This window comes from Paenibacillus taichungensis, assembly GCF_003287275.1.
GTDB classification, from domain to species: domain Bacteria; phylum Bacillota; class Bacilli; order Paenibacillales; family Paenibacillaceae; genus Paenibacillus; species Paenibacillus taichungensis_A.
On the sequence record NZ_QEVW01000026.1, the window covers coordinates 1 to 21,684 of the forward strand.

The 21,684-nt window shown below is 47.6% G+C and carries 16 protein-coding genes; 5 read left to right on the top strand and 11 right to left on the bottom strand.

What is annotated here, in order from left to right; genetic code table 11:
• Positions 1–445 precede the first annotated feature (445 nt).
• The 5 genes from DC345_RS28885 to DC345_RS28905 all read right to left on the bottom strand — a co-directional run bounded on the left by DC345_RS28885 (position 446) and on the right by DC345_RS28905 (position 5,992).
• Positions 446–1,477: a LacI family DNA-binding transcriptional regulator gene (locus DC345_RS28885; protein ID WP_113056060.1), complete on the bottom strand. Its 1,032-nt coding sequence runs from the start codon at positions 1,475–1,477 to the stop codon at positions 446–448.
• 252 nt (positions 1,478–1,729) lie between these two features.
• Complete coding sequence (locus DC345_RS28890; protein WP_053784042.1) at positions 1,730–3,073, bottom strand: ABC transporter substrate-binding protein; 1,344 nt, start codon at positions 3,071–3,073, stop codon at positions 1,730–1,732.
• A 70-nt stretch (positions 3,074–3,143) separates the two neighbouring features.
• Entirely contained in the window at positions 3,144–3,977 is an 834-nt protein-coding gene (locus DC345_RS28895; RefSeq protein ID WP_099855528.1) for a carbohydrate ABC transporter permease, read from the bottom strand.
• A 12-nt stretch (positions 3,978–3,989) separates the two neighbouring features.
• The gene (locus DC345_RS28900) at positions 3,990–4,880 is read right to left on the bottom strand and encodes a carbohydrate ABC transporter permease (RefSeq protein ID WP_072735121.1); all 891 of its coding nucleotides are present in this window, start codon (positions 4,878–4,880) and stop codon (positions 3,990–3,992) included.
• Between the two features lie 11 nt (positions 4,881–4,891).
• Positions 4,892–5,992 carry a Gfo/Idh/MocA family protein gene (locus tag DC345_RS28905; protein ID WP_113056061.1) on the bottom strand — a complete coding sequence of 367 codons (1,101 nt, stop codon included), beginning with the start codon at positions 5,990–5,992 and terminating at the stop codon, positions 4,892–4,894.
• A 645-nt stretch (positions 5,993–6,637) separates the two neighbouring features.
• Here DC345_RS28905 and DC345_RS28910 point away from each other — a divergent pair.
• Positions 6,638–8,629 carry a DUF4832 domain-containing protein gene (locus tag DC345_RS28910; RefSeq protein WP_113056062.1) on the top strand — a complete coding sequence of 664 codons (1,992 nt, stop codon included), beginning with the start codon at positions 6,638–6,640 and terminating at the stop codon, positions 8,627–8,629.
• A gap of 124 nt (positions 8,630–8,753) precedes the next feature.
• Here DC345_RS28910 and DC345_RS28915 read toward each other — a convergent pair whose 3' ends face one another.
• A complete protein-coding gene (locus DC345_RS28915; RefSeq protein WP_113056063.1) occupies positions 8,754–9,317 on the bottom strand; it encodes a TetR/AcrR family transcriptional regulator in 564 nt (187 codons plus the stop codon).
• A gap of 176 nt (positions 9,318–9,493) precedes the next feature.
• Between DC345_RS28915 and DC345_RS28920 the strand changes: the two genes are divergently transcribed.
• Entirely contained in the window at positions 9,494–10,510 is a 1,017-nt protein-coding gene (locus tag DC345_RS28920) for an NADP-dependent oxidoreductase (RefSeq protein WP_113056064.1), read from the top strand.
• 59 nt (positions 10,511–10,569) lie between these two features.
• Here the strand turns inward: DC345_RS28920 and DC345_RS28925 are convergent, their stop codons facing one another.
• From DC345_RS28925 to DC345_RS28945, 5 genes are all read right to left on the bottom strand, one after another.
• A complete protein-coding gene (locus DC345_RS28925) occupies positions 10,570–12,411 on the bottom strand; it encodes an ABC transporter ATP-binding protein (RefSeq protein WP_113056065.1) in 1,842 nt (613 codons plus the stop codon).
• Positions 12,392–14,161 (bottom strand): ABC transporter ATP-binding protein, encoded by a 1,770-nt coding sequence (locus DC345_RS28930; protein ID WP_113056066.1) that lies wholly within the window; start codon positions 14,159–14,161, stop codon positions 12,392–12,394. Before DC345_RS28930 ends, DC345_RS28925 begins: the two co-directional genes overlap by 20 nt.
• A 313-nt stretch (positions 14,162–14,474) precedes the next feature.
• Positions 14,475–15,374 carry a hypothetical protein gene (locus tag DC345_RS28935; protein ID WP_113056067.1) on the bottom strand — a complete coding sequence of 300 codons (900 nt, stop codon included), beginning with the start codon at positions 15,372–15,374 and terminating at the stop codon, positions 14,475–14,477.
• 333 nt (positions 15,375–15,707) lie between these two features.
• Positions 15,708–16,439: a nuclease-related domain-containing protein gene (locus DC345_RS28940; RefSeq protein ID WP_113056068.1), complete on the bottom strand. Its 732-nt coding sequence runs from the start codon at positions 16,437–16,439 to the stop codon at positions 15,708–15,710.
• Between the two features lie 249 nt (positions 16,440–16,688).
• Complete coding sequence (locus DC345_RS28945; RefSeq protein ID WP_113056069.1) at positions 16,689–17,582, bottom strand: NAD(P)-dependent oxidoreductase; 894 nt, start codon at positions 17,580–17,582, stop codon at positions 16,689–16,691.
• A gap of 195 nt (positions 17,583–17,777) precedes the next feature.
• On the opposite strand from DC345_RS28945, the gene DC345_RS28950 reads away from it, so the two are divergent.
• Genes DC345_RS28950 through DC345_RS28960 form a run of 3 tightly spaced genes read left to right on the top strand, consistent with a single transcriptional unit; the run spans position 17,778 to position 21,536 of the window.
• Positions 17,778–18,914 carry a GerAB/ArcD/ProY family transporter gene (locus DC345_RS28950; protein ID WP_113056070.1) on the top strand — a complete coding sequence of 379 codons (1,137 nt, stop codon included), beginning with the start codon at positions 17,778–17,780 and terminating at the stop codon, positions 18,912–18,914.
• Positions 18,871–20,376 carry a spore germination protein gene (locus DC345_RS28955; protein WP_113056071.1) on the top strand — a complete coding sequence of 502 codons (1,506 nt, stop codon included), beginning with the start codon at positions 18,871–18,873 and terminating at the stop codon, positions 20,374–20,376. Before DC345_RS28950 ends, DC345_RS28955 begins: the two co-directional genes overlap by 44 nt.
• A complete protein-coding gene (locus DC345_RS28960; protein WP_113056072.1) occupies positions 20,373–21,536 on the top strand; it encodes a Ger(x)C family spore germination protein in 1,164 nt (387 codons plus the stop codon). The genes DC345_RS28955 and DC345_RS28960 overlap by 4 nt, the downstream gene beginning before the upstream one ends.
• Positions 21,537–21,684: the final 148 nt, after the last annotated feature.

The window sequence follows — 21,684 nt, forward strand, 5'->3', positions numbered from 1 at the left end:
CGTCATGGGTAGTTTTTGATCGCAATCGTATTTTCCAGATTTCTCCTTTACCTTACGATTTTTATCTTTCTTGTCCGCAACCAACTGTGAGAGGCCAGATGCTCCACATACTCAGCAGATCTATTCAGCAAAACCGCCCGTTAGCTTAATGGAAAGAAAGCTGACTATTTAGACTGCTGTATACTTGAATTATCATTCTGGGTCCTATTGGCGAATTACGACATACTTATACTTCCGGTTGTATTATAGAAAACATGAATACACCTTGATATCGCCAAAATACGCACACTTATGGATGAATAACTGATCCTTTTATAGGCTAAGTCACACAGTGATGCACTCCCTTTTCAGCAAAAAAAGAGTTTCCTTCGTCCAAACCCGGACAAGGGAACTCTTTTGATAGAAGCTACTATATTTTAGGCACCTAGTTGATCTGATATAGGATTTACATTTCTCGCTTGCCATTGGAAGACTGGCGGAATATACAGCGGTACGGGACGATCATTTTGACTGCCACTTCATACGAATGATCCAGATAATCGAGCAGCTGTTTCACCGCGAACATACCCATCTCCAGCTTGGGTACATGGATGGTCGATAGCGGCGGAGAGGTGAATTCGGATATTTCAATATTATCTACCCCAAAAAAGGCGATATCCTCCGGAATGCGGAGCCCCTGTTCGGTTGCAGCACGCATGGCCGCAATCGCCATCATATCACTGGCTGCAAAAATAGCCGTAGGTCTGTTCGCATTATTGGTAAATGCCTGCTTGGTCAATTCATAACTTAGCGAAACATCCCATTTCACATCGATCACCCAGTCATTATCAATAGGTAATCCCGCATCAGTCATGGCACGCCGATAACCAAGAAATCGTTTTTCCTCCAGAAAATCATTCTTGAATTCTGCTCCGCCAATGTAGGCAATGATCCGATGCCCTTGGGCAATCAGATGATTCGTTGCTTCCCTCGCAGCCTCTTCACGATCATAACCGACGACCGGAATATCCGGGTCCGTAATATCCACACCCACAACAGTCCGTACATTGGTCTTAAGCCAGCGATAGGCTTCCGGATCAATCCGTTCCACCACAATCATGCCATCAATCTGATGTTCCTTCACCAGAGACTGCAGCTGTACGATATCCCCGTCATTTTCGATGCTGTACACAAATTCCAGACGCATGCCCGCTTCAGCAAGCTGCTTCTCAATGCCTTCCATAATGACTGAGAAATACGGACTGTTGTATTTATTTTGGGGAATGGCTACCACACAGCCAATCGCATATGCCGTCTTGGGCTGAACCTTTTTCTTCTTGGCCGGACGCTGTGAACGGTAGCCCAGTTCCTCAGCGGTGTCCCATATTTTTTTGCGGGTTTCATCGCTGACCGATCGATTGACATCGTTCTTCATCACACGTGAAACGGTAGAGATCGATACACCAACGCGGTCTGCAATATCCTTCAATTTTGCCATGTGAAGTCCCCACCTTTCCTCTACCTATGTATTTAAACCCCATTCGTATTGGGGCAATTTCATCTCAGCTAACACAAATTTGCGGCAAATATAATTCTATATTTCTACTGGCCAGAAGTCAATGATATGGTGCACGGGCGCAGTCTTTTATAAAATAATAGCGGCAGTCAGGGAGCTTGCTGTCCCCCATAACTGCCGCAATTTTAACCCTTTTTAAGAAAACGTATGAAACATTGTCACCTCTATATCTGCTTATTGCATCTTGGAGGCCAAATCCTTAAGTGCTGCGTTCAGATCACCATCTCCGGCAAGCGGAAGTTTGAGTGATTGCTCACCATACGTCCAGACCAGATCGGTTTTCTTGGTTGTAAAGGGAGATACAATGCCATACTGCTGCGCATCCAGGAAGATTTTATTATCTTCACCTACAGTGGCAATATAAGCATCCGCTGCGGCCTTGTTCGCCGGAATCGAGTATCCCTGCTTCGCCAGTTCTGTCTGACCTTCCGGACCTGCCAGCCAAGCCAGCAGCTTGTAAGCCGCCTCTTCATGTTTTGTATTGGAGCTGATGGCAAGACCTGCTGGCTGAACAACGGTTTGGTTCGTTTTGAATTTCGGCAAATAGGAGATACCATAATCCACACCAGCCTCCTGGTAGTTGGTTGTATTCCAGCTGCCACCCGGATTCATCGCTACTTTGGATGTCGTAATCGCAAGATTCACCTGTCCACCCAAACCTTCAATCTGTGCAGGTGTGGTGTTGATCTTTTTATTTTTGGTCAAGTCGATAAAATAGTTCAGCACTTCCATCGCTTCAGGTGTCTCAAGTGCCAGGGAGCCATCGTCATTCACCAGTTTCGCACCGTTGGACCACAACTCCGGCTCCAGGAACCAATCCATCGTTGACCCTGGTGAAATGGACAAGCCCCACTGCACAATGTTTCCTGCGTCAAAACCCGCTTCGTCTGCGCTTTTCCCGTTCTTATCCAGCGTCAGCTTGGTTGCAATGTCGGTAATTTCATCCCACGTTGGCTCAAGCGATGGAACGGGAGCTTTATGAGGATTCGTGGCTTCATTCTCAAAGATCGCTTTGTTGTAATACCATACGATGACGTTGGCATCGATAGGTAGGGATACTTGTTTACCCTGGTATTGATGAAGGCCGAGCAGACTTTTGTCCACATTGTTCAGATCAAACTGATTTTCCGCGAGCAAGCCGTCCAATTCCTTGAAAATGCCCAGCTCGGCGTATTTCTCCACGTATGCATAACTCGTTTTGAACACGTCCGGAAGTGTGCCCCCAGCTGCATTCGCTGTTAGTCCGTCCCAGTAGCTGCCCCAATCCTTGCCTTCGAGTTTGACCTTAATATCGGTATTGGCCTTCATGAACTGATCCAGCAGTTCCTGTGTACGATGAAGCTCTTCTGCCGTCCCCCACTGAGAGTATGTGATCGTTACAGGTTCACTCTGACTGCTGCCTGAACCAGAAGAGTCGGCGTTTTCGGACGATCCCCCATTTCCACATCCACTGATCACCACCATTGTAGCAAGTACAAGTGCCCATACATTGAATAGCCGTTTACTCTTCGCTCTCATATACACAGCTCCCCTTTAAGTCTTATCAATAAGTCCTGTTCACCTGAAAACCGGAAAGCAGGCAGCCACTCTACCCTTTGGTGCCCGTAAGCACCACCCCCTCGACGATATAACGTTGTGCAAACAGATACAGCAGACCGATAGGTACAATACTTATAAATGCACCCGCAGCGAGCGCCGGCAAATCCTGGCTCGTCTGACCAATCAGCAGCTGCAAGCCCACACTCAGCGTGAACATTTCTGCGTTTTTGATATACAGGAACGGCCCCAGAAAATCGAGCCAGGAATTCACAAAGGCAAAAATAATGGTCGTCATAATAATAGGTTTGGACAGCGGCATAATGACTCGTGCATATACCGTCCAGCGATTGCCGCCATCGAGATATGTAGCCTCATCCAGCTCCTGGGGAATGGTCATGAAAAACTGTCGGAACAGGAAGATATAATAGGCGCCTCCTAGCCAGGCTGGAACAATGAGCGGCAACCAGGTGTCAATCCAGTTCAGCTTGGAAAAAAGGACGTACGAGGGAATCATCATAATGGATGGAGGAATCATTAAGGTAACAAGCACGACCGGGAACAGAATATTCCGATACTTCGTTGCAAAACGGGAGAAACCGTAAGCGACAAGTGAACTGGACACCACCGCTCCCGCCGCAACAAAAAAGGAAATGATAAATGAGTTCTGAATCCACTGCCACATCATCGGCTGTACAGCGAACAACCGTTCAAAGGCTTCCAGACTGAATGTGTCTGGCAGGATGGTTGGAGGTACCTTGTAGGTTTCCGCTTTGGTTTTCAGCATGGTCGAGAGCATCCATACTAGAGGCCCTGCGAACAGCATTAATGCTACAATCAGCATGGTATATTGGGACGCTTTTACCGCTATTTTTCGGCTGTTCATGTAACTCTCCTCCTATCGTTCTCCCTCGTAATACACAAAGCGGTTCGATACTTTCATCAGGATCAGGGTGACAAGCGAGATCACGGCAAACAGGAAAATCGACTGCGTCATCGCCATGCTGAATTTCAGATCGGTAAAGGCCGACTTGTATATATTGTAGACAAACGTATACGCAGAGTAGTTCGGACCACCCTTGGATAGCAGCAGTGCTTCCGTAAACATCTGAAAGTTATACATTGTCTGAATAATGATGACAAACAGGATGGAAGGACTGATCATCGGCAGCGTAATTTGGAAAAATCGGCGAATCCCGCTTGCACCGTCAATGGCAGCAGCTTCATACAAATGTCGGGGTACATTTTTCAGTGCAGCCAGGAAGATCAGTACTCCACTGCCCGAGATCCAGACCTGAAGCATGATGATGACCGGCTTGATCGTGTGCTCCCCGCCAATCCAGTCCACTTTGCCTATACCCAGCGCGCCAAGTCCGGCGTTCAGGATGCCGAATTCGGAGTTGAACACCAGCCGCCAGATAATAACCGTTGCCACAATGGGCACCAGGGTCGGTAAATAGAAGAAGGTGCGGAACAAGGCAATACCTTTGACATTAAAATTAAGCAGCATCGCCAGACCGAGCATACCCGCCGTTACGATCGGAACACCGAATACAACGAAAAACATCGTGTTCATCAAGCTTTTCAAGAAGATGGGATCATCCATCATGTGTGTAAAATTATCAATACCGACAAAATTGAAGTTGGTCGCTCCCGGAAGTCTCGCATCCGTAAAAGCGTAGAAGACCGAAGTCCCGAAAGGAAACAGGAAAAAGGTAATAAATCCGATAATCCAAGGCAAAATGAAGAGAAAAAACAGCAGTGTGTCATATTTTCTCAACCTGTTCATGATGACACCCCTCAGCCTGAAATTTCTTCTAAATAGACGTACCGTTCTTCCAAAATAGATTTCTCTGCCGCCAGGGCAATAAGCAGCGCGTTACGACCAACCTGCGCACTAGCAAAAGGCTGTCTGCCTTCCTGTACACATTTCAGAAAATCAATGCGTTGGGTCTGTCCACCGGTATGTCCACCCATAATGGAATCCGACGTCACATCAATCTCCAGATGGTCCTTCGTCCAGTCCTGTCCGCCAACGATATCAATCGTCTTGTCATTACGGGCCACCATCTGGCCGCCGTTCTCTCCGATCAGGCCAATCTCAAGCCCTTCTCCCATCAGATTGCGCGGTTTCAAATACATGCACAGGCCCAGATTGGCCTTGCTACCGTTATCATAATCAATGGTGATAAAGGCATGGTCCACGATGGAGGTATCCGAAATTTCTTTCGTCGGATAGTGACTGTATGAATTCTGAATTCGATTAGGCTCTCCTTGCTTCATGACATGCTGGCCTCCAGAGGCAAACACGCGGACAGGCTTCGCCTGGATCATCCAGTTGAAAATGTCGAAGTGATGACAATCCTTCTCCACAATCGCTCCCCCAGACTTGGTCTTGTCATAGAACCAATCCGCAGGTGGGAACGGGTCACGGAATTCCTTGCACCACATCAATTTCACGTCACCAAGGCGCCCGTTCTCCAATTCCTTCTCCATTCGGCGATACAGATTCGAATACCGATAAACCAATCCGATCTGCAAAACCCCTCCCGAGGCTTCAGCCGCTTCTATAATGGCATCACAGTCCTCAATGGTATGGGCGACCGGTTTCTCCAGGAATACATGCTTGCCCGCTTCCAGAAAAGCGACTGCCACTTCACGATGCAAATAGTTCGGTACACTGATGACCACCGCATCCAAATCTTCCTTGGCAAGCAGTTCACGATAATCGCTAACAATGGTGGGATTACTGTTCTTAAGTTCAGCCAGCGTACGTGCCACATTGGCTTCATTCATATCACAGATATAACGAACCTCACTATCCTCGAGCAAATCAAAACCAATGCAATGATGTGACCCCATGTCTCCTACACCGATAAAAGCCATCTTTATCTTTCCCATGCTTACACTCTCCGTTGCTCGTAAATTTGCGGCAAATGCCATGAAGCCAATTCGATGTTAAGAAATCTAACAGGACTGTGACTATGTAACGATAGTAAAATAGTTTTAATCCCTTGTCAATTGATTTTGGCTAAATTTTAAATTATTTTGCGGCAACATATTTACAGCGTATTTTACATACTACTAAACAGTATAACTCTTTATTCACCATAAATTAAGCGTTTACATTTTTGTTGTATTATCATATACTTTAATTTGTATCCATTTTTATTTGCGGCAAATATAATATTCAAATCTATCAATACTCATGTTCAAAATTCAATGAAACACGCTTATTTTCAATAGAAAACACAATAAATTCTGGAAAAATATCTGTTGAATCTCCTGTATCCATCCCCTATAATGCAATTTAGATACGGAATCCAAGAACTGAAAGCACATTTTATTTTTGCCGCAAACTAAAATTACATCTTTTCAATTGTTTATCCCCCAATTACTACCACGACTCTCACATAAAACGTCAATATCCCGCCACTTCATGTGGATTAGAAAGGAGTTGAGCTCTCCTAACTCTCCCCTCATAAAGAAATTCGGGGTGGGCATAACGAGTTATCATTCAAAATCCATTATTCAGGAGGAAATACCATGACAAGATTATTGGATCAAAGCAAGCGGAGCTTTGGACTATTTTTGGCTTTTGTCCTTATGATTACTCTGCTATTGCCTGCGGGAGCCTTGCCCAAAGCCTCTGCTGCAACCATCACCATTGATGGCAACATCAGCGACTGGAGCAGCGTTAGTGCCCTCACCACCAATAGCGGCACTGCCCAGACGCTCAAGGCGACCAATGATGGAACCAACCTCTATCTGCTTATTCAAGGCTCTGGTCTGAGTACAACGATGGGCAACTTCTGGATCAATACCGATAACAATACTTCAACTGGTTACCAGGCTGCGGGCTGGGGAGTTACAGGAGTGGAGTGGCTGCTTGAAAATACGGGGTTATACCGCTATGGCGGCAGCGGGACCGACTGGGTCTGGAACTTCAACAGCACGTTGACCAGCTCCCAATTCTATCGCAGCTCCACCGTCATTGAGGTCGCTATTCCTCTCTCTACACTGCAAATCAGTGCAGGCAGCACAGTGCGAGTCGGGTACATCGACAACAGCTCGGATACATCGAGATTGCCCGCGGCTGGACAAACACTGCCCGCTTACCTTCTGACCTCGGCTGGATCAGGTGGCGGTACAGGGAACAATACCGTGGTGACTCCCGTAGAGCTGGACAGCCCACTCAACAACCCATTCAAAGGCTGGGCGCCTTCGGCCAAGAGCACAACCTATGCACAGCCACACAGGCTCGTATATGCCGGAGTGACTTGGAAGGAGCTTGAATCTACCAAGGGCACATATGATTTTAGTGCAATTGAAGCCGCCAACAATTTTGCCTACTGGAAAAGTAAAGGCGTCAAAGTGGTGTTCCGCTTCATTCTGGACAGCCCGACAGGACAGGCTCACAGGGATATTCCCGACTGGCTCTACAATGACATGATTGCCCGCGGTGAATCCCCGGGAACCGTATACAACGATACCACCGGAGGCATGGGTGCGGGAAACAACATGGGCTTCTCTCCGAACTACAACTCCACCTATCTGCAAGAACGCCACAAATTAGCCATTGAGGCCATTGCCGCAAGATACAACACCAATGATCGTCCGGTCGCCTTTGTCCAGATCGGTTCTCTCGGACACTGGGGCGAGTTCCATACATGGCCTTATGTCGGACCAAATGGGGAGACCAATTACACAGGCGCTTTCCCTACCAATGACATCTCGAACAAGTATGTCCAGCATTATATCGATGCTTTTGCCGGCAAAGAGGACAAAATGCAGGTTCTGATCCGGCGCAGTATCGCCCTCGCCAAAACCAATAATAAAGGCATGGTCATGGGCATGTTCAACGATGTGTTTGGACATAAAGACAGCTTCGATGCCGATTGGGGCTGGTATACAGGCACCCAGAATGGCTATTGGGATGACATCGGCCAACAGCAGCCAGCACATGCGAACTTCTGGGAGACACGGATCTCAGGCGGCGAATTTTACGGGGGAGCTTCCGGCATGCTTGCAGCATTAACCACCGGTAGTGGATTTACGGAAACGTTACGTCAAACGGAGCTAAGTAAACCAAGTTGGCTGGGTCCGAATTCCCCTGCCTCGCTTCCTCTGAATCATGCCTTACAGGCCAATATTGATGCACTCAAGAAACGAATGGGTTACCACTTTGTGGTGAAGGAAATCTCGCACCCATCCACCATTAGCGGAAACACCTTTACAACAACCATTAAAGTGGAGAATAAAGGTGTACAGCACTTCCCGTTTGCCTGGCCGGTTGAAATTCAGCTTCGCAGCGGCAATACCGTGGTCGCCAAGAAAACAACAACCGTTAATCTGACCACGTGGAAAACGGGTACCTACACCCTGACCGATTCCATTCCGGTCTCCGGTCTTGCTGCCGGAACCTATGATATCGCGATTGCGATCATTGACCCGGAAACGAATAAACCTGGCTTAGACTTTGCCAATACAAACAAGCTGACCGACGGCTCTTTCAAGCTGAGCAGTGTAACGAAGTAAACGGCATGACATGAAAAGAGCAGGAATAAGGGCCACAGCGCCCTTCATTCCTGCTCTTTCTTTTTTTTGATGATAACTATCTATCAACCGAACACAACAATCAGTAAACCGCAGCAACTCTGTCCTATACGTGAGGCACAGGTGTCATTTGATTGCGTTCCATCAGAATCCATAATTCATCAACCAATTCTTCTACGGAGTACGGTTCGGCTGAGGTAATCCACCATTCAATCATGCCAGCCAGCGCGGAAGCAAGGAATTGAATCATAATCCCCTTGTTCCTTCCCTGATTGATGCCACTCATGTCGATTTGTTTATCCAGTCCTCTCAACAGAGCAGCTTGCAAGCGAGTTCGAAATTCCGGAACACTTTGATCAGCCAACACTGCACCATAGAATAGGTCATGTTCTTTCAGATACCGAAAACTGTGCAGCAGAGCTTCTTTGGAAGGAAATATGCCAGTGACTCCGCAGAAGAGACTGCTCTCGATCAGTTCCACCAAATGGGATTTTATACACTGATCCAACAAATCAAACTTGTCCATAAAATGCAAATAAACCGTTCCGCGACTTACATTCGCTCGCTCTGCAATTTGATTAATCGTGATTTGCTCGAAATTTTTTTCGGACAGCAGTTGAATAAAGGCCTCTATAATCGATTCACGTGATTTTTGTATTCTTCTGTCCATTTTTACTCCTTTTATTATCGGATCTGAGTTTGAACAAAACAGTAGATTGTGTTCAATATTATACACATTCCACTGTTTTAACAATTGTCGTCCAATCCCATTATAAGTACGATCATTATATTGAACGGCTGGGAACAAATCAACTGACAGCCAGCAATACCGAATGGAGGACTATGATGAAAGCAGTAGTGATAGAAAATTACGGAGGCTCGGAGGTTTTTGCGGAGCAGGAGCGCGATATACCACATATTAGTGATACACAGGTGCTCGTGGAGATGAAGGCGACCACAGTATCTTCAGCGGATCAACTGATTAGGAGCGGAACATTCAGGCATTTCATGCCCACCCAATTCCCTTATGTTCTTGGAGTCGATATAACTGGAATCGTCGTGGCCACAGGGGAAAAGGTTACTCGTGTACAAACCGGGGATCGCGTTATTGCGGTGTCTCGTACAGGAGGTGGTTACGCTGAATATGTCGCAGTGGAAGAATCCGATCTTGCTGTGATAACGCAGTCCCTTTCCGATGCAGAAGCTGCTTCGGTCTCTGCGTCCGGCACGACGGCCTGGCAAGCCTTATTTCACTATGGTAAACTGCAGCCGGGACAGCGTATTCTGATCCACGCCGGTGCAGGTGGCGTAGGACATATCGCCATACAATTAGCCAAACAACACGGCGCTTATGTGATCACCACGGCTCGGGCCCATAATCATTCATTTGTTCTTCAGCTCGGTGCCGACGAAGTCATTGATTATACAACAACCGACTTTGCTGAGATTTTGAGTCCTGTTGATGTCGTGCTGGATATGGTTCGCGACCCGGTTGTCGATAAAGTCACGGGAATCGGAGCAACAGAACTGAAAAATTACAGCATATTAAAGAATAATGGGACGTTCATTTCCCTTGTAAATCCGGCGATTGTTAAGCAACCTCTCATCCGAGGAATTGATGCCCAGTTTGCCTTAATCAGCCCCAATGCTAACGACTGGGAAGCGTTTATCCAATGGATTCAGACGAATAAGCTCGATATACATGTAGACAACGTATTCCCCTTTACCCGCCAAGGTGTAGCCGAAGCTCATAAATATTACGACACCCGGAATATGAGAGGGAAAATAGTCATCCAGAGGGATGTTATCACAGATGATCTATCTTCCATAGTTGCTCAAGAAACTGGGATGTCCGACTTGTAGCAGCAAAAAGAGCAAGTACTCGAACCCTTTTGAGGTTCAGTTACTCGCTCTTTTTTATTCTATTGCGCCTTGTTCCGCAGCTGACTGTAATACAGTTCGCTGTAGAAGCCACCTTGTTCGAGCAATGCGTCATGCGAACCTTGCTCCAAGAGCTGACCATCCTTCAGTACAAGAATACGATCGGCTTGGCGGATCGTGTTCAGCCTGTGAGCGATAACAAAGCTGGTGCGGCCTTGCATTAGGCGCTGCAGCCCTTCCTGGATTTTGATCTCCGTGACGGTATCGATACTGCTGGTCGCCTCGTCCAATACAAGGATGGACGGATCAGCCAGAATTGCCCGGGCAATCGCAAGTAGCTGCTTCTGTCCCTGACTGATGCCACTTCCGTCGGCCTGAAGCACTTTGTCATACCCATCCTTCATCCGTATGATGAACGAATGGGCATTTGCCAGCCTCGAAGCAGCTTCCACCTCTTCGTCGGTCGCATCCAGGCGGCCGAAACGGATATTTTCCCGAATCGTGCCCTGGAACAGGAATGAATCTTGAAGAACAAATGCCATATGTGAGCGCAAATTCTCGCGCCGAATGGTCGTAATGTCACGTCCATCCACCGTTAGTGTACCGGATGTAGGATCATAGAAGCGGGATAACAGCTGAATCAATGTTGTTTTCCCTGCCCCGGTCGGACCTACCAGAGCAATCATCTCGCCCGGCTTGGCTTCAAAGTTAATTTCATGCAAAATATTGCGTCCTTCATCGTATCCAAAGGATACCTTGTCGAAGCGCACGGCTCCCTCTACCTTTTCAAGAGATACTGCTGCGCCTTCATCCTTCGCTTCTTCATCCTCATCCAATACCTCGAACACGCGCTCTGCCCCAGCAATCGCAGACAGCAACGTGTTCCACTGGTTGGCCAGATCGTTGAGCGGACGGGTAAACTGACGGGCATATTCTACGAAAATGATAATCACGCCGACTGTAACGGAACCTTGAATCGCCAAGATCCCGCCGATGCCTGCGACAATCGCAAAGCTCAGGTTGTTCAGGCCATTCATCAGCTTTGGAATAAAACCGGAGATGGTCTGTGCCCAGAAACCAGACAACCGGATTTTCGTATTTCGTTCCTCAAACCCGCGAATGACCCGTTCCTCTTGCGAGAAAGCCTTGATAATCTTCTGTCCGGACAAGGTTTCCTCAATGTACCCATTAAGTTCGCCGAGATTACGTTGACGCTGCTTGAACAATGGGCCGGTTCTACGCGTAATCCAGCGCATGCCAATGGCCATCAGCGGTACGACGATAAATGTAAGCAAGGTCAGCAGCGGACTTAACCAGAGCATCACGCCAAACGTTCCGATTAGTGTTAACACACTGGAGAAAATCTGAATGGCCGAGCTGTTCAGCGTACCGCTTACATTCTCAATGTCGTTGGTAACCCGGCTCATGATCTCCCCCTGCTGACGCTTGCCGAAGAATGGAATCGGCAGTTTGTGCAGATGGGAGAACAGATCATACCGCATGCGGAACACGGTCTCCTGTGCAATTTCAATCATCCATATATTTTGCAGCCATGACGTCAGCGAGAAGAGAACATAGACGGCCACCAGCCCCAATAAAAATGTCGTCCAGCTGGAACTCGTTGCTTCTCCATCAATGAATTTATCCACAGCTACACCAACCATATACGGTCCAAGCAAAGCAAGTGCGGAACTGGCAAATACCATCAGCAGCACCATCGTCAGCTTGACCTTGCGACGGGCCAGATACGCCCAGATCCGGCCTAACGTACCGGACCAGTTCTTCGCCCGTGCCTTCGGTTTGCGACCTCCACCTGCCTTCAGCGTCTCGGGATCAATCGGTGGTGGGGGCTGACGGAAAGGTTCAATGAATGCTTTGAACATGTGGTGTACCCTCCCCGTATTGTGATTCATAGATTCGGCGATACAGTTCGGATGAATCCATCAGATCCTCATGTTTCCCCTGTCCAATCAGACGTCCATCGTCCAACAGCAGAATCAGATCCGCAGAGGTGGTTGAACTGATCTTCTGCGTAATAATGAACGTTGTACACGACAGCTCTTCCAGTGCACCCAGCAGCTTTGCTTCCGTGGCTACATCGAGAGCACTTGTACTGTCATCCAGAATCAAGATGCTTGGACGACGAATCAATGCACGGGCAATCGAGAGCCGCTGCTTCTGTCCACCCGAAAGATTAACTCCCCGCTGTCCCAGTTGTGTATCGTAGCCATTCGGCAGCTTCTCAATAGTCTCGTGAATTTGGGCACGCCGCGCTGCTTCCTTAATCTCTTCGAGCGTTGCGTCCTCCCGCCCCCAGGCGATGTTATCGCGTACCGATCCGGTAAAGAGGACCACCTCCTGCGGCACATAACCAATGGCTCCGCGTAATGTGGAAATGTCCAACCGTTCTGCATCATTACCATCGATACGCACGTTGCCTTGATCTTCGGTATAAAGCCTTGGTATGAGCTGTACCAGTGAGGATTTACCGGAGCCCGTCGCTCCCATGATGGCGATTCGCTCACCTCGTTTGGCTGAGAATGTAATGTCCTCCAGCACGGTAATTTCACTGCCCGGATAGCTGAATCCTACACCCCGAAAATCAACTGCACCCTGGATAACAGAATTGCCTTTCCCTTTACCCGTTTGTGCAGAACGGTCTGTTTCCATCGATTGACCTGCTTCCGAGACTTCCTCCGTATCAAACACTTCATTAAGCCGCTGTGCCGAAGCACTCGCTCTGGAGAAAGTCACCAGAATCCATGACAGTGCAGACATGGCGCCAATGGTGCGAAGCAGATAGTTAATGACGGCGACCACTTCACCCACGGTTGCACTTCCGGTAGTGATGTCACGTCGTCCAAACCATAGCACAGCGATGATGCAGCCATTCATCATGAGCAACATGAATGGCATCGTCGTCTCCGTCAAGCGCAGCGCGGAGATTGTGCCCTTCATCAGCTTGCCGCTATACCCGGCGAAGCGTTCAATCTCGTGGCCCATCCGGACGAAGACACGGATCAGCCGAATGCCTGTCAGATTTTCCTGGATGACACCGTTAACGGCATCCAGTCTGCGCTGCACATTGCGGAACAGCAGCGCTGCCTTTTTGATCATCCAGATAACAAACACGAGCAGCACAGGCACCATCACAACGAGCAGCAGACCCAACTTCGGATTCACCACTACCGCCATAATCATGCTCCCAATCACCACCAGCGGCACACGCGTCATGAATCGCAGACTCATAAACACCGTATCCTGCACCTGTGTAACATCCCCGGTCAATCGGGTAATCAGGGATGATGTGGCAAAACGGTTAAACACTGCATAAGAGAACGCTTGCACTTTATCATACAGCTTCTCCCGCAGATCGTAACCGAAGCCGAGGCTCGCATGTGACGCAAAAAAAGAACTCGCAATACCCGCGGCAAACGCCACGACGGCACTGCCCACAAGCACCCCACCCCATAGCCAAACCACTGACAGATCTCCTTGCTGGATACCGTTATCAATGATCTTCGAGATTAAATAGGGTTGAGCCAGTTCGACCGTCAATTCAATCAGCATCATGACCAGTGCTGCGATGGCGGCGACTCGATACTTCTTCAAGTAGTACAACAGCTTGATCATTTACATTCCTCCGGCCCAGAGCGTCTAATCTTCGTGACGATTCGGTATGTACACGCAGCCAGCTCCGTTAGTCTCTTTCCATAACTCTATGTAAAATTTCACGTATCCAATACGCTTATTATATCGCATTTTGAACCTTCAAATCGCTAATATCTTCTTTCCTTCTTATTATTAACCTGAATTAGACTTGGAGTGAACATTCATCTGCAACAAAAAACCTGGGCAGATTGCCCAGGAGCGATGATTTTGGTTTATGATTTTTTTTGATATGTTCCAGTTACACCAAACATACTCTTACAACGATACATCATATTTATTTACCGTATGTCTGCTCCAAACGTTCTTCTTCATTGGCAGATAGCAAAATATTCAGCAGCCCCATCACGTTATTCGCTTCTGTTCTGGCTTCAGTATACTTCTCGGCAAATGCAGCTTCGTCCTGTTCCGGATCAATTGCAGCCAGCTTGCCCCACACGTCGCGGGCTTTATCGTAAAGTTTCGTTAAAGTGATGTCATACGTATGCTGCGCGACAGGTGCCATCGAGTCGAACTCTGCTGCATTCTTGAAAAATTCCATTGAGTCCGTAAAGGACTGGCTTGTGTAATCCTTGTTCTTCATGGCATCCTCCGTGAGTAGCAGCGCCTGACGAGAGATAAACAACGTCTTCACCATGGCACGCTCCAGATTGGTTGCTTCTTCCCATGATACATAGGAGACTTCCGGTGCCTGAACGGTTGTAAAAAAAGGAAAGGCATCATCGATCAAACGCTGTGAATCGGAATGAATCGGAATACCTGTGTTCATATTCACTACCGCATCACTATAGTTGGCGATATTAATATTTTTGGAGCCTTTTTCACTTACCCTACGCACCGGATGATCATTAAGTGGGACACGGATATAGCCAAGCTTGTCTGCATACTGCTGCTTCAATTCCTCCAGTGTAGAGCCCACTCCGATCTTGCCTTCTTCAGGCGAAGACCCCGCTGTATCGGAAGTTGAAGAGGTGACCTCAGAGCCTTCAGCATTGGTATCTGCTGCCGACGAGTCTGTCATTGATGTGTCCGAGCTGTTGGTCGCTGTAGCTAGCGTGCCAGCATCCTGAGCAGACTCCTTCGTTGTTGCTTCTTTCGCCCCACCGCCACATGCAGTCAATATGGCAGCCAAGCTGAAAATGGCTGTGAACATCTTGATTCTATGATTCCATCTCATTGTGTAATCTTCCCCTTATTTTATGTATGTACCTGAGTTACATTAACCTCTACTTCAATCCATGAATAGTTCATTCCATAAATGTATTTCGGATAACATGGATATATCACTATGAAATCTGGTCTTTATTTTATCATAAGTTAAATACTGGGTGTATACGACAATGTGCCTGCATATTAGCCTGCATTTCTTGCTGTCCAATTCTCACATACGGAGAGAACAAAAAAACACGGTTATCCATGAAGGACAACCGTGTTGATATGTACGCTTAATATGCTGCATTATTCGTTTCAATTCATCGTTCATGGATGATGCAGCAGGTTCAGATTCCTCTTATTTAATGCCTTTGGCCTTCTCCATATGATCAGCCCGAATCTGGGGATCCGTGGAGTTGACTGCGGACAGCATGTTGTAGATTGCCTGAATATCCTGTTCCTTATACAACGTTTCGGGGACTTCGGTCTCAAGCCTTTCCGTTTTGCGCAGAATGGTCTCCACCAATTCATGATCATAGATAATCAGTTCATCCGAATTGACATACCGCACAGCTGGATCAACACTGATCCGGCAGCGATTGGTGAAGGTCACCATGGAGACGAGACGAACTCTTTTATAATCGCCGAGGTGTGCCTGAATGGCCTCTACATGCCCGCGGTGCTGCATCAATGGGTTGTACATCTTGATTCGGCTGCTGCTGACTGTCCAGTTGGCTTCTCTTCGGCCGCCGCGAATCTCACCTGTAGTCAGGTTTCGTGTCTCAATCACAAAGATCCCCCGCGGACCGATGACGACATGATCAATCGAAGAATAACCCGAGCGGGACTTGGTATTGGCAACAAGCAAGTCGTTTAGAACTTTGTATTCACCCGGAAGAGCATGCAGCTGCTGGGCAGTGCTTGGTTCCTCTGGCTGACGGGTCCAATCTCCATCCGATTTCGCTTTGCGTCGGCTGCGGACCATACGTGTTGGAATAGGGGCCGTTGACGGTAAAGATGAAGCGGAAGCTGTGATCTGGTTCGCGAGCTCTGGCTGTGACTTGAACAGAGACAGGATTTTTTTGAACATGGGCAAGCTCCGTTCTATGTAGTGTGGGTTTCGCACATCCATTATGTATACTTCTATTACTTATGTCGGATAAAGAGGGGCAAAAATAAAGGGAAGAGGACCAAAAATCCATTGTTCAACTAAAGTATATTCAATTCTTTAACCAATACTGTGACTTTAGACGCATGAGAGAAGGGGGTTTTATAAGAACAGCGTATTCCTTTCCTTTCTATTGAAGAAAAAGAACACGCTGTATCTTGGGTGTGACGATTAAGCCTGCAAATAATATGTGTAAAGCACCTGTGTACCCTTCTCATCCAGACCGTTGCTGGATATTTCCTGATACAAGGATTCAGCCAAGGCCAACCCTGGCGTCTTCATACCCATGGCTTTGGCAGATTCGAGAGCGATACCCATGTCTTTGATAAAATGCTTCACATAGAATCCAGGCTCATAATCGCCAGCGATCATGCGCGGACCGAGATTGCTAAGCGACCAGCTTCCGGCTGCACCGGTAGCGATGCTCTTCAGCACATTCTCCGCGTCCAGACCGGATGTCTTGGCATAAGCGAGTGCCTCACACACACCCATCATGCCTGAAGCAATGGCGATCTGGTTGCACATTTTCGTATGCTGTCCTGCCCCCGCCTTGCCTTGCAGCACAATATTGGTGCCCATATGCTCGAACAACGGCCGAACCGCTTCAAAGGCATCCGTGCTACCTCCAACCATAATGGACAGCTTGGCATCCCGTGCTCCGATATCCCCACCGGAAACCGGTGCATCCAACGCATGCAGTCCTTTCGCTTCCGCGGCTTCATAGATCCGAGCAGCCAGCAATGGACTGGACGTGGTCATATCAATCAGATACGAGCCCGGTTTGGCGTTCGCCACGAGACCATCTTCACCAAGATAAATCTCCTCAACATCCTTCGGATACCCCACCATCGTGATGATGACATCACACTCGGCTGCCAGTTTGCCTGGTGTGTCATGCCATACGGCACCTTCCTTCACCAACGCTTCTGCTTTGGCGGCCGTGCGCGTATAGACATGCAGCGGATAGCCTGCCTGCTGGATATGCCCTGCCATGCTTTTGCCCATTACGCCTGTACCGATAAAGCCAACTTTCGTCTCTCCAGGTGCCTTCGTTGTATTTGTCATCGTAGGTTTCCTCCTATTTCTCTATACTTCGTTGGAGCTTGTCTTCTAAACTTGCTATATCTGTATGTTAATGCTTTCTGTCTCTTCCGTCTATCTTGTTTCGTCTTCTATTGTTCAAAAAAATAAAATAGGAATCGAAAATCCATTTCCTGTACAACCTAACGGAAACTTCCTTGAACGGAAAGGAGGATTCCCATGAGCCGTGAAAAGGGAGAAATCACGATATGGCTGTCCTTTTCCATCATTTTGTTAAGTGCAGGCCTTGTGTGCCATGTTCTGTCCATTCCGGCGATTCTGGATTATGCAGGCAGAGATGGCTGGCTATCGGTAGTCGCTGCTGCTCCTTTCTTTATGTTGTTCCTATGCATGATGTTCGTTATTATCCGACGGGTACGCGGGCAGCGTTTGACTGACTGGATCACGCGGGAATTTGGTGCAATTCCTTCATGGATTTTCCGTATCACTGCCTCACTTATGCTGCTTGCACTTGGATCACATACCTTATATGAAACAACGAACTGGACGGTATCCACTTATCTGCAATTCACCCCACCCTATGTGCTCGCAGGCGTGGGAGCACTGGTTGCTGCCTGGGCGGCTGCAAAAGGTATCCGTTCCATTGCCATGACTTCAAGTCTTCTGCTTCCATTTGTGATCCTGCTTGGATATTTCGTGATGTCAGCCAACATGAAATATAAGGACTACGGCCAGTTGTTTCCTATCATGGAATATGGCGCTGGTCCCGTCCTGAGAGGCATGATCTATTCGCTTGCCGGACTGATGGAAATTTGGATATTGATGCTGTTTCAACATGACATTAAAAGCAAAATTCGCTGGTGGCATATTCTGCTGCTCGGGTTATTCATGCTCAGTATGGCGATCGGCCCAACGCTGGGAGCAATCGTAGAGTTCGGTCCAGAGGAGGCAGCGAAACAACGAAATAGCCCCTATGAGCAATGGAAGCTGGTGAACATTGGGAAGTTGCTCCAGCACGTGGATTTCCTATCCATCTATCAATGGCTAAGCGGTTCATTTGCCAGAGTGGCAATCTCCATCTATCTTATCGTCGATCTGCTCGATTTTCGCAGACCGAAGAAAAGGTACGTTGCCGTTCTAATTGTCACCTTCATCATGTGTGCCATAGCTGTACAGTGGTGGAGAATTGATTACGTTGACTATTATGTAAACCATATTCAATTTCCCGTGATGCTAACCTATGTTTCTACGGTTACAGTCTTGTTGACTCTCGCCGCATTCATACACAAAAAAGACAAGGAGGCTCCCGCTCATGCCGCTCACAACCACACCAAAGAAAAACCCCCATCTGGCTGAACCATTCCGAATTAATAAGCATAATCTGACGACTTTTTTTGCTGGTTCAGACGATGTGATCATCAGCAGCCATATGATTGGGGAGTCTCCCTCACAGATCGTCATCGTGTATTGCAGCGGTATGGTCGACAGCAAATCCATATATGATATTATTCTTCCCGAATTGACGCGAACGTACGAAAGTACTCACTTTGTTCGTGCATCGGATATTGAGAAATCCATTACTCTGCAATGGACAAGTATGGACATACAGAACAATCCCCTGGGAAAGGAACTTATGTCTTTGAGGGTGTTTGAGGGACATTTGCTCATCTGCATTCCTTCCCTCCAGAAGATGTGGAGCATGGATATATCCAACATTCCTACACGATCGCCGGATGAATCCACCACGGAAGTATCCATCCGCGGATCACGAGATGGCTTTATCGAGCGACTGTCAGTCAATATTGCCTTAATTCGTACACGCCTGCGTACAGCTGAATTAGCCTGTAATATTGAATTAATTGGTTCTCGCTCCGTGACCAAAGTCGCCCTGATGTATATCAAGAACATTGCCAATCCCGAGCTGATTGATGATGTCAAGAATCGGCTGCGCAAAATCGATGTAGAGCGGATTTTGACCGCAAATGAACTGGAGGAATTGTTATCCCCTTCCAAAATCACATTGTTTCCGGTAACCCATTACACGGGCAGACCTGATTTTGCGGCGGAATGTCTACTGAACGGACGTTTCATCCTTATCGTGGATGGCAATCCAAGCGCTATCATCGGACCCGTTAATTTGTTTCTGCTTCTCAAATCACCCGAAGATGCCAGCTTCCCGTTTCTTCCGGTGAATGTGGGTCGCATGCTGCGTTTTATCGGGCTATTAATAACCGTATTTTTGCCTGGTTTCTATATTGCGCTGACTTCTTTTCACATGGACCAGCTACCCTTTCCACTTGTAGCCACAATCTCGGTTGGGCGCATGGGTCTGCCTATGGAGTCTGGTGTTGAAATGTTTCTCATTATGCTTCTGATGGAGCTGTTCCGGGAAGCAGGGGTTAGGCTTCCCAGCGCCATCGGTCAAACGTTGACCGTTGTTGGCGGATTGATTATTGGGGATTCGGCCATCCGTGCAGGCATGGTTTCCCCGCTCATGATTGTTGTCATAGCCGTAACCGTAGTGGCAGGAGCAACGATTGTAAATCAGGTCATGACCAGTTCTGTTTTGATTCTGCGTTTTTTCTGTTTTGTACTGGGGGCATCCCTTGGCATATATGGGTTCATTCTGTCCATTATCCTGTTCCTGATCTATCTGACCGATCTGAAATCTTTCGGGATTCCTTATCTGACCCCACTCAGTCCGCTTAATTTCAAACAGGCACTGGTCTCCTTGTTCAAACTTCCGAAAGGATGGATGAAACGCAGACCTGTCTATCTGGAGACGCAGGAGCCTCGCAAAGAAGGGAATAATCGATGAAGCGGCTTATACAACGATGGTTGCTAGGGCTGCTAAGTCTCTCTCTTTGTTTCGTGACCAGTGGGTGTTGGAGTGCATATGAAATTCAACAGGTGGATTATGCGAAAGCGATCGGGATCGATTATAAAGACGGGTTGTACCATATGTATGTTCAGAGCATGGACTTTGCCAGTGTAGCCAAGAGCGAAAATTCAACCAAAACTGCGGAAGCTCCACCCGTATGGGTTGGACATGCATCGGGGAGAACATTAAATCTGGCGGTAAACGAACTGTTCCGAAGTTCCCAACTCCATATCGCCTGGGGCCATGTGACGGCCATTGTCATGGCCGAAAGTATCCTGACAAGCAAGCATATTAAGGAAGTGTTCGACATGCTTGGGCGTTTTCCTGAATCACGTTATACAACTTGGGTGTACGGCACTCGTGATCCATTGGAAAATATTCTAAGTGCCACGTCCATATACAATATGTCGCCGCTGGACAGTATTCTGCATAACCCTCTTCCCTCATTTCTGGAAGAATCGCTGTTTCCTCCAGTGCTCAGTTTCAAACTTATTGCCACTCATAACAATGCGTCCACGACAACTTATCTGCCTTGCATCGCCATGAACAAGGAACACTGGTCGCAGAACAAAAAAAATTATGAACTGTTTATAATTGATGGTGCTTTTTTTGAAAGAACCGGGGATGATTTTGAATATTTGCCCCATAGCAAGCTTCCTGGATTTCACTGGTTGCTCAAGGATATGCGGCGTGCGCCATTGATTATTGAAAACGAAGGAACCATCTATGGTGTGCTCAGTGTTGGTTTGCCCAACGTCAAAATTGTACCTGTCATTCGTGGGAATGAGGTTCATTTCAACATCGAGGCCAAGTACCTGACGGCATTGTATGAATATCTCACCCCGGTTTCCTATGACGAGATGGTCCAATTCAGCGAGAAAACATTGCGGGAACAAATCTTGCAAACGTATCGCGAAGGCCTGAAACGTGGGGTCGATATCTATGGACTTCAGGAGAAGGTTTATCGCAAAAATCCAGGCCTATGGCGCAAGCTGTCCAACAACGGTACAAAGATGATCCTGACGGAAGATTCCATTCAGAAGCTGGACATCCATATTACCATTCCCTATACGGGAAAATTCCGTAGGAAAGTGTAGCCATAACAAATCCCCTGCCGTATGAAACGGACTAGGGGATTTTTGGGTTGATAATGTGAATATTTTGCAGAATGAGGTTGTTGAGGGTTTGGAAAGCTCAATGAATTCACACGAGTACGGGATGAATGCAGTAGCGCAGGTTAGTGGA

What these genes read in the sequence shown, in the direction of transcription:
- DC345_RS28885 (WP_113056060.1), bottom strand. Translation starts at nt 1,477, where the DNA reads ATGGCAAAATTGAAGGATATTGCAGACCGCGTTGGTGTATCGATCTCT.
- DC345_RS28890 (WP_053784042.1), bottom strand. Translation starts at nt 3,073, where the DNA reads ATGAGAGCGAAGAGTAAACGGCTATTCAATGTATGGGCACTTGTACTT.
- DC345_RS28895 (WP_099855528.1), bottom strand. Translation starts at nt 3,977, where the DNA reads ATGAACAGCCGAAAAATAGCGGTAAAAGCGTCCCAATATACCATGCTG.
- DC345_RS28900 (WP_072735121.1), bottom strand. Translation starts at nt 4,880, where the DNA reads ATGAACAGGTTGAGAAAATATGACACACTGCTGTTTTTTCTCTTCATT.
- DC345_RS28905 (WP_113056061.1), bottom strand. Translation starts at nt 5,992, where the DNA reads ATGGGAAAGATAAAGATGGCTTTTATCGGTGTAGGAGACATGGGGTCA.
- DC345_RS28910 (WP_113056062.1), top strand. Translation starts at nt 6,638, where the DNA reads ATGACAAGATTATTGGATCAAAGCAAGCGGAGCTTTGGACTATTTTTG.
- DC345_RS28915 (WP_113056063.1), bottom strand. Translation starts at nt 9,317, where the DNA reads ATGGACAGAAGAATACAAAAATCACGTGAATCGATTATAGAGGCCTTT.
- DC345_RS28920 (WP_113056064.1), top strand. Translation starts at nt 9,494, where the DNA reads ATGAAAGCAGTAGTGATAGAAAATTACGGAGGCTCGGAGGTTTTTGCG.
- DC345_RS28925 (WP_113056065.1), bottom strand. Translation starts at nt 12,411, where the DNA reads ATGTTCAAAGCATTCATTGAACCTTTCCGTCAGCCCCCACCACCGATT.
- DC345_RS28930 (WP_113056066.1), bottom strand. Translation starts at nt 14,161, where the DNA reads ATGATCAAGCTGTTGTACTACTTGAAGAAGTATCGAGTCGCCGCCATC.
- DC345_RS28935 (WP_113056067.1), bottom strand. Translation starts at nt 15,374, where the DNA reads ATGAGATGGAATCATAGAATCAAGATGTTCACAGCCATTTTCAGCTTG.
- DC345_RS28940 (WP_113056068.1), bottom strand. Translation starts at nt 16,439, where the DNA reads ATGTTCAAAAAAATCCTGTCTCTGTTCAAGTCACAGCCAGAGCTCGCG.
- DC345_RS28945 (WP_113056069.1), bottom strand. Translation starts at nt 17,582, where the DNA reads ATGACAAATACAACGAAGGCACCTGGAGAGACGAAAGTTGGCTTTATC.
- DC345_RS28950 (WP_113056070.1), top strand. Translation starts at nt 17,778, where the DNA reads ATGAGCCGTGAAAAGGGAGAAATCACGATATGGCTGTCCTTTTCCATC.
- DC345_RS28955 (WP_113056071.1), top strand. Translation starts at nt 18,871, where the DNA reads ATGCCGCTCACAACCACACCAAAGAAAAACCCCCATCTGGCTGAACCA.
- DC345_RS28960 (WP_113056072.1), top strand. Translation starts at nt 20,373, where the DNA reads ATGAAGCGGCTTATACAACGATGGTTGCTAGGGCTGCTAAGTCTCTCT.